Below are 12,254 nucleotides of genomic sequence, written 5' to 3'. Positions count from 1 at the left end.
TAGCGCTCGAACTCCTGCAGTTCCTTCATCAAGGCTCACCTCTTGCTTGAAGAAGTGCGCATAATGCCTTGAATTTACTAACACAGTAAGACTAGTCCACTGCGCCGGGGAAATGGCACCCCGGTGAGGACCAAAGCCGGCCTAATCCAGGCGCGAGGCGCAGCCGGGGTTGGGCCCCGGCCAGGCCGAGCAACGCCGAGTGGGCCAGCTTTGGTCCTCACCCTGCGGGCCGGGGCGTACCGGCAGGCATGCGGCGTTGCTCGTCGTTGCGGGCGCGAGCCCGCTGCCTCCTCGCGCCTTGCCTGCCTGCCGGTACGCCCCGGCGGGGGTGTCATTTCCCCGGCGCAGTGGACTAGGGCCTGACCGAGCGGTAGATGCCGCGCCGCTCCGGCCGGCTCAGCACCAGCTGCCACAGCTGGCCCTGGCGCGAGCGGAAGAAGCCGGCGCAGCTCAGCAGGTAGTAGCGGAACATGCGGCGCAGGCCCTCGTCGTAGCGGGCGCCGAGCCGCGGCCAGGCAGCCTCCAGGCGCTCGGCCCAGCACATCAGCGTGCGGTCGTAATCGGGGCCGAAGTTGTGCCAGTCCTCGACGACGAGGCGGCCCTCGATGGCCCGCGCCAGCTCGGCCGGCGAGGGCAGCTTGCCGTTGGGGAAGATGTAGCGCTCGATCCACGGGTCGGTGTGGGCGCAGCGCCGGTCCACGCCGATGGTGTGCAGCAGGAACAGGCCCTCGGGCGCGAGCAGGCGGCGGGCGCTGTCGAAGTAGGTGGCGTAGTTTTTCGGCCCGACATGCTCGAACATGCCTACCGACACGATCTTGTCGAATCGGCCCTGCAACGCGCGGTAGTCCTGCAGCAGCAGCGTGACGGGCAGGCCCGCGCAGCGCGCCTGGGCCAGCGCCAGCTGCTCGCGGCTGACGGTGATGCCGGTCACGCGCACGCCATGCCGCTCGGCCGCCCAGCGCGCCAGGCCGCCCCAGCCGCAGCCGATGTCCAGCAGCGTCTCGTCCGGCTGCAGTTCCAGCTTGCGGCAGATCATCGCCAGCTTGTGCTCCTGGGCCTGCTCCAGGTCCCGGGCGTGCTGCCAGTAGGCGCAGGAATAGATCATGCGCGAGTCCAGCATGGCCTCGAAGACGTCGTTGCCGGCGTCGTAGTGGTGCTCGCCGACCTGGTGGGCGCGCGCCCGGCTCTGCAGGTTGAACAGGCGCTGGCGCAGGCTCTCCATCAGCAGCCTGAGCCGGGCAGGGCCGGGCGCGGTGCGGTCGAGGTCGGCGCGCAGCAGGCGCTCGAACAGCAGGTCAAGGCGCTCGCAGTCCCAGTCGCCGTCGACATAGGCCTCGCCCGCCCCCAGCGACCACTGCGTCAGCAGTCGCCGGTACAGCCGCGCATCGTGCACGCGCATGTCCCAGGGGCGGCTGCCGTTCAGGCGCACGTCGGCGCGCGCCAGCAGGTCGCGCAGGATGGCGGGCGGAGCGACGTCAAGGGCGGGCACGGGCGGCGGAGTTCAACGGCGAGCCGCCAGTTTGCCGCGCCGCCGTGTGGCATGCAGCAAGACCCCGCTTTCGCCCCAAGCTGGTGCGTGGCATGTGTCCAGCCTGACATTTCCGTGAAGAAGTCCAAAGCGGTGTAAAGGCTGGCGAAAACCGCCCTTCTTTTTGAAGTATCTGCGGCGGCGGTCGATACCCATGATGTCCTTCCCTAGTTTTGGGTTGTGAGGTGACGGCATGAGCACGATCAGCAGTTTGAGCAACAACGTCGCGGTGTACACGCCGACGACGTCCCGGGCCACCAGTGCCACGGACCCCGATGGCGACGGTGACGGCGGCGGCGGGCGCGTGCACCAAGGCCGTCGTGGCGAGGGCCCGGCGGGCGGCGGCATGGCCCAGCAGCTGCTGGCGGCATTGCAAAGCCTGGGGCTGAGCGTGCCGAACTCGTCGTCTTCGTCGAACAGTTCCTCGTCCAGCAGCAACAGCAGCAACAGCTCGGCGACGGATGCGACGGGCCAGTCGACGCTGCGCAAGGACATGCACCAGTTCATGCACCAGCTGTTCGATGCGGCCCGCCAGGCCGAAAGCAGCAGCTCCACCACGGCCACAGCCGGCGACGCGGGCAAGAGCGGCTTCGCCCAGGGCCTGGCCGCCGTGCTGTCCGAGGTCAGCAGCGGCAACACGCCCAGCGGCTTGCAGTCGGCCTTCGACCAGCTGAAGTCGGACCTCACCGCCAGCAGCAGCTCGTCCAGCAGCTCGGCGACGCTGCAGGCCCTGCTGACGCAGCTGCAGAGCAATATCGGCTACAGCGGCACGCCTTCCACGGGCGTTGCGTCCGGCGTCGCGGTCAACGCGGTCGTTTAAGGCCGGCGCTCAGAACGAGGACCATTCCTCGTCGAGTGTGGCTGCTGCGGGGGCGACCCGCACCGCATTGCGGGCTGGGGCGGGCGCCGGAGCCGAAGGCCGCGACGGCCGGGCAGGCGCCGTGGCGCGCACCGACTGCTGCGCCTGCGCCAGCTTGAAGACGGCCACGGTCTCGGCCAGCGTGCGGGCCTGGCGCTTCAGGCTCTCGGCCGCGGCGGCGCTTTCCTCCACCAGGGCGGCATTGCTCTGCGTGACCTGATCGAGCTGGTTGACGGCCTCGCCGATCTGGACGAGGCCCTTGCCCTGCTCGTCGCCGGCCGCGCTGATCTCGCGGATCAGGTCGGCCACGCGCCTGACCTGGCCCACCACGTCGCCGACGGTGCCGCCGGCCTCGCCGACCAGCGTGTTGCCGGCGTCGACCCGCTCGACGCTGGCGCTGATCAGCGTCTTGATCTCGCGGGCGGCGTCCGCGCTGCGCGTGGCCAGCGTGCGCACCTCGGCGGCGACGACCGCGAAGCCCCGGCCCTGCTCGCCGGCCCGCGCGGCCTCGACGGCGGCGTTCAGCGCCAGGATATTGGTCTGGAAGGCGATGCCGTCGATGGTGCCGATGATGTTGGCGATCTTCTGGGAGCTGGCCGTGATCTCGGCCATCGTGCCGATGACCTGATCCATGACGATGCCGCCGCTGGCCGCCGCCTGCGCGGCGCTGTCGGCGATCTGGGCGGCCTGGCGGGCCGTGTCGTTGTTGAGGCGCACGGTGGCCCCCAGCTCCTCCATCGAGGCGCCCGTCTGCTGCAGGCTGCTGGCCTGCTCCTCGGTGCGCTGGCTGAGGTCGGCATTGCCCTGGGCGATCTGGCTGCTGGCCGTGGCGACGCTCTCGGCGTTGCCGCGCACCGCGCCGACGACATCGACGAGGGCGTCGTTCATGCGCTGCAGCGCGCCGAGCAACTGGCCGGCCTCGTCCTTGCGGTCGGCGGCCAGCTGCAGGCGCAGGTCGCCCGAGGCGACGGTCTCCGCGGCGGCGACGGCCTGGCGTATCGGCGCGACGACCGAGCGGGTGATCAGGATGGCCAGCGCGGCGCCCGCGATGGCCGCTGCCGCCGCCACCAGCAGCAGGCTCAGGGAGGCGGTGCCGACGGCATGGGCCGCGTCGTCGGCCGAGGTGCGCATCAGCTCCTTCTGGAAGTCGACCAGGGCTTCCAGCGATTCGAAGTAGGCCTGCTGCAAGCTGCGTGTTTCGCCCAGCAGCAGGTCGCGGGCGGCGTCCTTCTGCTGCTGGACGCCCAGGTCGATGACGCGCTGGATGGACGCCGTGTAGGCGCTCCTGGCGGCGGTGACGCCGGCCAGCAGCTGGATCCCCCTGGGGGCGGCGATGCTCGCCTTCAGCTTGTCGAACAGCTCGACCGTGCTCTTGCGGTTGGCCGCGATGGTCTCGATCTCCTTCCCGATGGCGTCCGGGTCGGACAGCAGTGCGATGTTGCGCACCGCCCGGGCCGTGCGATTGACGTTGTCCCGGATCCGGTGGAGCTGCTCGACCTTGACGACGCGGTCGTTGACCATCAGCGCGAGCGTGCTGTTGATCCTGGCCATCTGGATGTAGGCATAGACCGCGATCAGCGTGCTGAAGGCGATCGAAATCGCGAAGGCGAGGCCCAGCCGCTGGCCGATGCGAAGGTTGTTGACGAATCCCATTTGATCTCCCTGGCGTGCGAATTTTCTGAGGGTCGGGCAAGGCGCCGACCGACATGACTCGTGTCCTGCGGCGCCTGCGCTGAGTTGAAGCGTAAGGCGCCGGCGCGTGGCTGTCACGCGCCATCCGGGAGACAGATGGGTTAGAAGGACGTCCAGTCGCCGTCCGCCGCCACCGGAGCGGGGGTGGGCGTGGTGCGCGAGGCCGGCGCGGCAGGCGGCATCGGGCGGGGCTGGATCGGCCTGGCGGCGGCCGGCGCAGGCCGGGCGACGGCCCTGGCTGCGGCCGCGGGCGGGCTGGCGGCGTCGAGCTTGAAGGCGGCCACCGTGGCGGCGAGCTGCGTGGCCTGGGCGCGCAGGCTCTCGGCCGCCGCGGCGCTCTCTTCCACCAGGGCGGCATTCTGCTGCGTGACCTGGTCGAGCTGGCTGACGGCCTCTCCGACCTGGCCGATGCCCTTGCTCTGCTCGCCGCTGGCCGCGCTGATCTCGCTGATGAGGTCGGCCACGCGGCGCACCTGGCCGACGACCTCGCCCATCGTGCGGCCGGCAGCGCCGACCAGCTCGTTGCCGGCCTCCACGCGCTCGACGCTGGTGCCGATCAGGGTCTTGATCTCGCGCGCGGCCTCGGCGCTGCGCTGGGCCAGCGAGCGCACCTCGCCGGCGACGACGGCGAAGCCCCGCCCCTGCTCGCCGGCGCGGGCGGCCTCGACGGCCGCGTTCAGCGCCAGGATGTTGGTCTGGAAGGCGATGCCGTCGATGGTGCCGATGATGTCGCCGATGCGGCGCGAGCTGGTCGTGATCTGCTCCATCGTGTCGACGACCTGGCCCATCACCTGGCCGCCGTTCTCGGCCACGCGGGCCGCGCCGTCGGCCAGCTGGGCGGCCTGGCGGGCGGTGTCGGTGTTGTGGCCCACGGTGGCGCCCAGCTCCTCCATGGAGGCGGCCGTCTGCTGCAGGCTGCTGGCCTGCTCCTCGGTGCGCTGGCTGAGGTCGGCATTGCCCTGGGCGATCTCGCCGCTGGCCGTGGCGACGCTCTCGGCATTGCCGCGCACCGTGCTGACGATGCCGACCAGCGAGTCGGTCATGCGCTGCAGGGCCTGCAGCAACTGGGCAGTCTCGTCGCGGCCACTCGTGTCGAGGCGCAGGCGCAGATCCCCCGCCGCCACGGTCTCGGCCGCCGTGACGGCCTGGCGGATGGGGCCGACAACGGAGCGCGTGATGGCCCAGGCCAGCAGGATGCCGAGGGCTGCCGCGGCTGCGGCGACCACGGCCACCGCCACCTGTGCGAACCGCACCGTGGCGTCGGTGCTCGCGGCGGCGGACTTCATCAGCTCCTTCTGGAAGCTGGTCAGCGCGTCCAGGCGGCCGAAGAAGGCGGCCTGCAGCTGGATGGTCTCGGACAGCAGCAGTTCCCGGGCCGGCTCGCTGTCGTTCTTCAAGCCGAGGGCCGTGACGCGGTTGGTGGACGCGGCATAGGCCTGGCGCGCCGTCTCGGCCTCGCGCAGCAGCTGCCGGCCCTTTTCGGACTGGATCGAGGCGGTCAGCGTCTTCAGCAGCCCGATGTTGTCGTTGCGCCGCGCGTCGATGACGCCCATCTCGCGCTGCATGGCGGCGTTGTCCGTCAGCAGGATGATGTTGCGCGTGGCCTCGGCGATGCTGCCGACGTTGTCCCGGACCTGGCCGAGCTGCTCGACCTTGACGAGGCGGTCCTCGACCATCAGGGTCAGGTCGGCATTGATGCGGCTGAGTTCGATGCGCGCATAGACGGCGAGCGCCGCCGTCAGCGCGATGGAAACCGCGAAGGCCAGCCCGAGCCGTTGCCCTATCCTGAGCCGGTTGAAAATTTGCATGAAGGTCTCCGACGCGGGCTTGACGTGAAAATGAACAGGAGCACTGGCGGCCCGCGACCGGAGCAGCGCATCAGAACTCCGCCATCTTTGCGGATTAGCTGCGGGCGGGGAAGCCGCGTTGTTGAATTGCCTTGCGCCAGCGCAAACGCGCGCCGTGCACTAGTGCGCAGGACCGCGGGCGGCAGGAAGGATGGAGCGATGGACGACAAGGAGAGCCCGGGCGGGCGGCTGATGGCCCTGGTGGCCGAGCCGCCGCAGCCGCATCTGCAGGCCAGCACGGCGCCGCATCACGCGGCCGGCCGCGCCATCGAGGCCGCCGCCGCCAAGGCCGCCCTGGCCGCCGGTGCGCTGGCCCTGCCGCCAGGGCCGCTGGGCTGGGCGACCATCGCGCCGGAGATGCTGGCCGTCTGGCAGATCCAGCGCCAGCTGGTGGCCGACATCGCCGCGCTGTACGGGCGCAGCGCCGAGCTCGGCCCGGCGCAGATGCTGTGGTGCCTGTTCCGCCACACGGCCGCCCAGGCGCTGCGCGACCTGTCGGTGCGCGTCGGCGAGCGCGTCATCGTGCGCCCGGCCACCCAGGCCCTGCTGCAGCGGGTGGCCGGGACCGTCGGCGTGCAGCTGGGCAGGCAGGCGGCGGGCCGGGCCCTGTCGCGCTGGCTGCCGGTGGTCGGCGCCGCCGGCGTGGGCGCCTATGCCTGGTGGGACACGCGCCAGGTCGGCCGCGCAGCGCTGGCGCTGTTCGAGCACGAGCAGGTGATCGACAACCCTGCTTGATTCGTCGCAACAGGCTGACACACTCGGCCGATGCCCCTGCCCACCATCCTCGACATCGAAGCCTCGGGCTTTGGCCGCGGCAGCTATCCCATCGAGGTCGGTTTCGTGGACGGCGAGGGCACGCTGTTCTGCGGCCTGGTGCGCCCCGAGCCCGACTGGCTGCACTGGGACGAGGCCGCCGAGGCCCTGCACGGCATCAGCCGCGAGCTGCTGCTGCAGAAGGGCCGCCCGACGCGCTGGATCGCCGAGCAGATCAACCAGCGCCTGCAGGGCCAGACGGTCTACTGCGACGGCTGGGGCCTGGACTACCCCTGGCTGGCGCGGCTCTACGACGCCGCGGGCCTGCAGCCGAGCTTCCGCCTGGACGACCTGCGCCGCCTGCTCAGCGAGGCTCAGGCGCTGCGCTGGCGCGGCGTCACCGAGGCCGTGCGTCAGCGTCTGCAGCTGACCCGCCACCGCGCCAGCAGCGACGCCCGCGTGCTGCAGATGGCGCTGGGCGAAATCAGCGACGGCGTGGCCGCCTAGGCGTCGGCGATCGCGCCGCCCTGGCAGCGCCCGCGCCCCGCGCGCTTGGCTTCGTAGAGGCTGGCGTCGGCGCTGGCGACCAGGGCCTCCAGGCTGCTGCCGCCGGGCGCCACGCAGTAGCCGATGCTGACGCCGATCTCCAGCTTCAGGTCGCCGATGTGATACGGCGTGGAGATGGCCTGCAGCAGTTTGGCCGCCACGGTGGACGCGTCGCCGGGCCCCTGCAGCTGCGGCAGCAGCACGGCGAACTCGTCGCCGCCCAGGCGTGCAACCAGGTCCCCCGGGCGCAGCGCATGGCGCATGCGCAGGGCCACGGCCTTCAGCAGCGCATCGCCGGTCGGGTGGCCGTGCTGGTCATTGACGGGCTTGAACCGGTCGAGGTCGAGGTAGAGCAGGGCCAGGCGCCGGCCCGGTGGCGCGTCGAGCAGGCGGCGCGCGCCCTCCTCGAAGCCGGAGCGGTTGAGCAACTGGGTCAGCGCGTCGGTCTGCGAGGCCAGGCGCAGCCGCGCCTCCTCCTGGCGCGCCTCGGTCACGTCCACCTCGATGCCGATGACACCTTCGATCTGGCCGCTCTGCACGCGCAGCGGTGCGTACTGTGCGTCGAAGCTGCGGCCGTCGCGCTCGCCGCCGTCGACGAGGTCGACGTGGTGCGTCTCGCCGGCCAGGGCCGCAGCGATCAGCGGCGCGCGAGCGGCATAGTCCCGCGGGCCGAAGAGCTCGGCCAGCGGCCGGCCTACCCAGTCCTGCAGCGCGATGCGGCGCTGCTGCTCGAAGGCGGCGTTGAAGAAGATGACGCGGCCGGCCGTGTCGCCGACGAGGAACTGCGCCCGCGCCGTGTGCGCGACGGCCAGCAGCATGGCCTCGCTGCGCTCGCGCTCGCGCTGCGCCCGCTGCTGCTCCGACACGTCGCGCATGATGACCGAGACGGTCTCGATGCGGCCACGCACGTCGCGGTGGGCCAGCACCGTGCAGTCCACCGGCAGGCCCTCGGCGCCGGCCTGGACCTGGGTGCGGCCCTGCCAGTGGCCCTCGCGCATCACGGTGGGCAGCACGATGCGCTGGTAGACCTGGATCTGCCCGGGCGACAGGAAGTGCTCGATGCGGGCGCCGTCCAGCGGCGCGTCGGGCGCGATGCCGAAGCGCTCGCGCGCGACCGGGTTCATGTAGCTGACGTCGCCGTTCTCGCGCGCCTGGCAGACGATATCGGGCGTCATGTCGAAGATGGCGGCCAGGGTGCGGTGGGCGCGTTCCTGCTCGCCGCGCTCGGTCACGTCCTCGACCGTGCCGGCCTGGCCGGCGACGCGGCCGCCGATGATGAGGGGGGCGGTGCGCACCGCGATCCAGCGGATGCGGCCGTCGTCGCCGCGCTTCATCTTGCGCACCATGTCGATGGGCTCGCCGCTGGCCATGTGCTGCTTCCAGCGTTCGATCAGCGGCTCGCGCTGCTCGGGCGGCACCAGGGTCGTCCAGCCCCAGGCAATGTCCTCGCGGCGCATGCCGTGCACGCGCAGATAGCTGTCGTTCACATAGACGATGCGGCCGGTCTCGTCGCAGCGGAACAGGCCCAGCGGCACCGCATTGCTGGTGGCCTGCAGCGCCGCGTCGCGCAGCCGTGCGGCGCGCTGCTGCCGGCCCAGCCAGCGCGCCAGCGCGGCCAGGCCCAGGCTCAGCAGCAGGGCGCCGGCCAGCAGCAGGGCGCGCTGCTGCCGGTGCGCTGCGAGGCCGGCGTCCTCGGTGTCCGACAGCAGCAGCTTGAGGCCGGCGTCGCCGATCGTCACGAAGGCTCCGACGCGCGCGCGCCCGTCGGTCAGCACGCCGGTGCTGGCGAAGAAGCCCTCGCTGCCCGCGAAATCGCTGCGCCGCTGCGGGAATTCGTCGTAGAGGTTGCGCCCCGCGAAGCCCGGCACCTCGGGCTGGCGCGACAGCACGACGCCGTCGCCGCGCAGCATGACCAGCGAGGCCAGTGCGCCGGGCATGAGCGGCGCCTGCGCGTCGCGCAGGCGCTGCAGGTCGACGACGGCGAGCACGGCGTCGTGGTCGCCCTGGGGGCGGGACAGGCGCATCAACAACGGCAGGCGCTGATGACCATCGAGCTGCAGCGGCAGGCCCAGGGCCACCGCCCCGGGTGCGAGGCCGGCCAGCTGCGCGAAGGCGGCACTGCCCGCGATGCTGGCGCCGTCGGGGGGGCCGCCGTGCTGCAGGCGCAGCAGCCGGCCGCTGCGCGCCACCAGCATCACGTCGACGAACTGGCCCGAGCCACTGCGTATGCCGTCGGCGAGCTGGGCCAGCGCGGGATCGGCCAGCGGGTCGCCGCCGCGAGGGTTGCGCAGCCACAGGTCGACGACGCGCAGCGCGCCGTCGGCCTCGTGCAGCACCGGGCCGGTCCGCATCGCGACGGCGCGCAGCGCGGTGGCGAGTTCATGGCGCTGCTGCGCGCGCACCTCGCCCGGCCAGGCGGCGACATACCAGGCCACCAGGGCCCACAGGGTCAGGATGACGGAGCCGAAGGCGAGGCTGGGTGCCAGCACCAGGATCCGGTCACGCCAGCGCCGGCGCCGCGCGCGCCGCTGGGCGGCTTCGGGCGTTGGCGTCGCGGTTGGCGTGGCGGGTTCGCTCATCGGGCGGACCATTGTGCCGCGCGGCCCTGCGGCGCGGGGGCTGCCTCAGCCTGGTGTGGCGAACACTGCGGCGTGCTGCTCGCGCAGCAGCTTTTTCTGCACCTTGCCCATCGCGTTGCGTGGCAGCTCGGGCACGACGAGGATGCGCTTGGGTACCTTGAAACCGGCGATGTGCGCCTTCAAGGCCGCGATCAGCGCGTCCGGGTCGGGCTGGCCGCGGGCGGTGATGACGGCGACGACGGCTTCGCCGAAGTCTTCGTGGGGCACGCCGATGACGGCCGATTCGCCGACACCGGGCAGCTCGTTCAGGAAGCCCTCGACCTCGGCCGGGTAGACATTGAAGCCGCCGCTGATGATGAGGTCCTTGCTGCGGCCGATCAGCGTCAGGTAGCCGGCCTCGTCGAGCCGGCCGACGTCGCCGGTCCTGAACCAGCCGTCGGCGGTGAACTCCTCGGCCGTCTTCTCCGGCATCTGCCAGTAGCCGCCGAACACATTGGGCCCGCGCACCTGCACGCCGCCGATCTCGCCGGTGGCGCAGGCCCGCCCGTCGTCGCCGACGACGCGCAGGCCCACACCGGGCAGCGGCCGGCCGACCGTGCCGGGCATGCGCGCGCCGTCTTCGGCGCGGCAGGGGTTGGAGGTCAGCATCAGCGTCTCGCTCATGCCGTAGCGCTCCAGGATCCGGTGGCCGGTGCGGGCCTCCCAGTCATGCCAGGTCTCGGCCAGCAGCGGCGCCGAGCCGCTGATGAAGAGGCGCATGTGGCGGCAGTCCAGCTGCTTCTCATGCAGCAGCCGCGTGTACAGCGTGGGCACGCCCATGAAGACGGTGGCCTCGGGCAGGCGGCGCGCAACGGCCGCCGCGTCGAACTTGTTGAACCACAGCATGCGGCTGCCGTTCAGCAGGGCGCCATGCGAGGCGATGAAGAGGCCGTGCACGTCGAAGATGGGCAGGGCGTGCAGCAGCACGTCGTCGGGCTTCCAGTCCCAGTAGGCCTTGAGGGTCTCGGCGTTGCTCAGCAGGTTGCCGTGGCTGAGCATCGCGCCCTTGCTGCGCCCCGTCGTGCCGCTGGTGTAGAGGATGGCGGCGAGATCGCCGGCCGCGCGCTCGGCGGGCATGTGCACATCGCCCATCTGTGCGGCCCGGTCCAGCAGCGTGCCGCTGCGGTCGTCGTTGAGCGTGAAGACCCAGCGCACACCGCGCTGGAAGGCCAGCTTGCTGACCCAGCCGAAGTTCCGGCCGGCGCACACCACCACGGCCGGCGCCGCGTCGGCGATGAAGTGCTCCAGCTCGGCCGCGTGGTAGGCCGGGTTCAGCGGCAGGTAGACATGGCCGGCACGCAGCACGGCGAGGTAGAGGACGAGGCCTTCGACGCTCTTGTCCGCATGCACCGCGACGCGGCTGCCGGCGGGCAGGGCCAGCCGGTCCAGCCAGTTGGCCAGCATCGCGCTGCCGCGCTCGAGGTCGCGCCAGCTGTAGAGGGCGCCTTCGGCATCGATGGCGGTCGAATCGAGGTCGGCCGGGAAACCGGCGCGCAGGGCGGTGTAGAGGTTCATGGCCCGGCGATTATGAAAGGCCGCCGGTCGCGGGCCGAGCGCCGGGCCGCTCCCAAGCCGGCCCGCCTTGGGCGATGTGCTTGCCGGTCAATCCGGCAAGCATCGCCGTCCCCTTGGGGGACCGGCTGGACTCGCCGGCGTTCAGCCGGAGCGAGGCCGGACGAGGGGCCTCAATTCGGCTCAGGCAACCTGAGCCAGCGCTGCAGCCGGGTGCGCAGCGCGACGAAGTCCAGCGGCTTCGTCAGGTGCTCGTCCATGCCGGCATCCAGGCTGGCGGCCACGTCGGCGTCCAGCGCGTGGGCCGTCAGCGCGAGGATGGGGAAGCCGGGCAGCCGGCCCTCGCGCTGCTCGGCGCGCAGGCGGCGGGCGCATTCCAGGCCGTCCATGCCGGGCATCTGGATGTCCATCAGCACGAGGTCGGGCGCCGCGTCGATGCAGGAGGCCAGGGCTTCGAGGCCGTTCTTTGCCAGGCGGGCCTGCACGCCCATTAGCGCCAGGAACTCCAGCGCGACGACCTGGTTGATGTGGTTGTCCTCGACGAGCAGGACCAGGGGCTGGCGGCGGCCGGCGGACAGGTCGCTGCCGCCCGGCTCGGGCGCGCCGGTATCCGGGTCGCCCTGGGCGGCGCTGAGCCAGATCGGCGTATGCACAGGCGCCACGGCAGGCGGCCTCGACTTGTCCATCCCCATGTCCTCGTACAAGTTGTAGTTATAGGCCTTTTGCAGGCGCAGACCATTGTTGCCGCAGAGGGGCGCGGGCGCAACCCGCCGCCCCGCAAATACGGTGAAACCTGGCCGCCCGGGGCGGCGGATCAAGCGCCTGTCGCCCCGGGGCGTGCTGACAGTTTTCGTCATCCGGCCTCCCTACACTGCTCGCCTTTGTCGATTTGAGCCCCA

Annotated in this window: 9 protein-coding genes; 3 read left to right on the top strand and 6 right to left on the bottom strand. The window is 71.7% G+C overall.

The window, feature by feature from the left end; all coding sequences use genetic code 11:
• Window positions 1-352: 352 nt before the first annotated feature.
• Window positions 353-1,489 (bottom strand): cyclopropane fatty acyl phospholipid synthase, encoded by a 1,137-nt coding sequence (gene cfa / locus EV671_RS22160; RefSeq protein ID WP_243655841.1) that lies wholly within the window; start codon window positions 1,487-1,489, stop codon window positions 353-355.
• A gap of 232 nt (window positions 1,490-1,721) precedes the next feature.
• Here cfa and EV671_RS22155 point away from each other — a divergent pair, with 232 nt between their 5' ends.
• Window positions 1,722-2,348, top strand: a complete 627-nt coding sequence (locus EV671_RS22155) for a hypothetical protein (RefSeq protein ID WP_132575902.1) — start codon at window positions 1,722-1,724, stop codon at window positions 2,346-2,348.
• Between the two features lie 9 nt (window positions 2,349-2,357).
• Here EV671_RS22155 and EV671_RS22150 read toward each other — a convergent pair whose 3' ends face one another.
• Window positions 2,358-4,040, bottom strand: coding sequence for a methyl-accepting chemotaxis protein (locus tag EV671_RS22150; RefSeq protein ID WP_132575900.1), 1,683 nt, complete (start codon window positions 4,038-4,040; stop codon window positions 2,358-2,360).
• A 140-nt stretch (window positions 4,041-4,180) separates the two neighbouring features.
• The gene (locus EV671_RS27845; protein ID WP_132575898.1) at window positions 4,181-5,887 is read right to left on the bottom strand and encodes a methyl-accepting chemotaxis protein; all 1,707 of its coding nucleotides are present in this window, start codon (window positions 5,885-5,887) and stop codon (window positions 4,181-4,183) included.
• Between the two features lie 198 nt (window positions 5,888-6,085).
• Between EV671_RS27845 and EV671_RS22140 the strand changes: the two genes are divergently transcribed.
• Together EV671_RS22140 and EV671_RS22135 are read left to right on the top strand one after the other, a co-directional pair.
• Window positions 6,086-6,661: a hypothetical protein gene (locus tag EV671_RS22140; RefSeq protein ID WP_132575896.1), complete on the top strand. Its 576-nt coding sequence runs from the start codon at window positions 6,086-6,088 to the stop codon at window positions 6,659-6,661.
• Between the two features lie 30 nt (window positions 6,662-6,691).
• Window positions 6,692-7,186 (top strand): 3'-5' exonuclease, encoded by a 495-nt coding sequence (locus tag EV671_RS22135; RefSeq protein WP_132575894.1) that lies wholly within the window; start codon window positions 6,692-6,694, stop codon window positions 7,184-7,186.
• Here the strand turns inward: EV671_RS22135 and EV671_RS22130 are convergent.
• The 3 genes from EV671_RS22130 to EV671_RS22120 all read right to left on the bottom strand — a co-directional run bounded on the left by EV671_RS22130 (window position 7,183) and on the right by EV671_RS22120 (window position 12,041).
• Window positions 7,183-9,804, bottom strand: a complete 2,622-nt coding sequence (locus tag EV671_RS22130) for a diguanylate cyclase domain-containing protein (RefSeq protein ID WP_132575892.1) — start codon at window positions 9,802-9,804, stop codon at window positions 7,183-7,185. The genes EV671_RS22135 and EV671_RS22130 overlap by 4 nt on opposite strands.
• A gap of 45 nt (window positions 9,805-9,849) precedes the next feature.
• Complete coding sequence (locus EV671_RS22125; RefSeq protein ID WP_132575890.1) at window positions 9,850-11,358, bottom strand: malonate--CoA ligase; 1,509 nt, start codon at window positions 11,356-11,358, stop codon at window positions 9,850-9,852.
• Between the two features lie 170 nt (window positions 11,359-11,528).
• Window positions 11,529-12,041: a response regulator gene (locus EV671_RS22120; protein WP_132575888.1), complete on the bottom strand. Its 513-nt coding sequence runs from the start codon at window positions 12,039-12,041 to the stop codon at window positions 11,529-11,531.
• Window positions 12,042-12,254 lie beyond the last annotated feature (213 nt).

This window comes from Roseateles saccharophilus, assembly GCF_004342485.1.
GTDB classification, from domain to species: domain Bacteria; phylum Pseudomonadota; class Gammaproteobacteria; order Burkholderiales; family Burkholderiaceae_C; genus Pelomonas; species Pelomonas saccharophila.
This window is presented reverse-complemented; position numbering and strand designations above follow the sequence as displayed.

Excerpts from the sequence above, each read along its gene's own strand:
- EV671_RS22155 (WP_132575902.1), top strand. The coding sequence starts at position 1,722 with ATGAGCACGATCAGCAGTTTGAGCAACAACGTCGCGGTGTACACGCCG.
- EV671_RS22150 (WP_132575900.1), bottom strand. The coding sequence starts at position 4,040 with ATGGGATTCGTCAACAACCTTCGCATCGGCCAGCGGCTGGGCCTCGCC.
- EV671_RS27845 (WP_132575898.1), bottom strand. The coding sequence starts at position 5,887 with ATGCAAATTTTCAACCGGCTCAGGATAGGGCAACGGCTCGGGCTGGCC.
- EV671_RS22140 (WP_132575896.1), top strand. The coding sequence starts at position 6,086 with ATGGACGACAAGGAGAGCCCGGGCGGGCGGCTGATGGCCCTGGTGGCC.
- EV671_RS22135 (WP_132575894.1), top strand. The coding sequence starts at position 6,692 with ATGCCCCTGCCCACCATCCTCGACATCGAAGCCTCGGGCTTTGGCCGC.
- EV671_RS22130 (WP_132575892.1), bottom strand. The coding sequence starts at position 9,804 with ATGAGCGAACCCGCCACGCCAACCGCGACGCCAACGCCCGAAGCCGCC.
- EV671_RS22125 (WP_132575890.1), bottom strand. The coding sequence starts at position 11,358 with ATGAACCTCTACACCGCCCTGCGCGCCGGTTTCCCGGCCGACCTCGAT.
- EV671_RS22120 (WP_132575888.1), bottom strand. The coding sequence starts at position 12,041 with ATGGACAAGTCGAGGCCGCCTGCCGTGGCGCCTGTGCATACGCCGATC.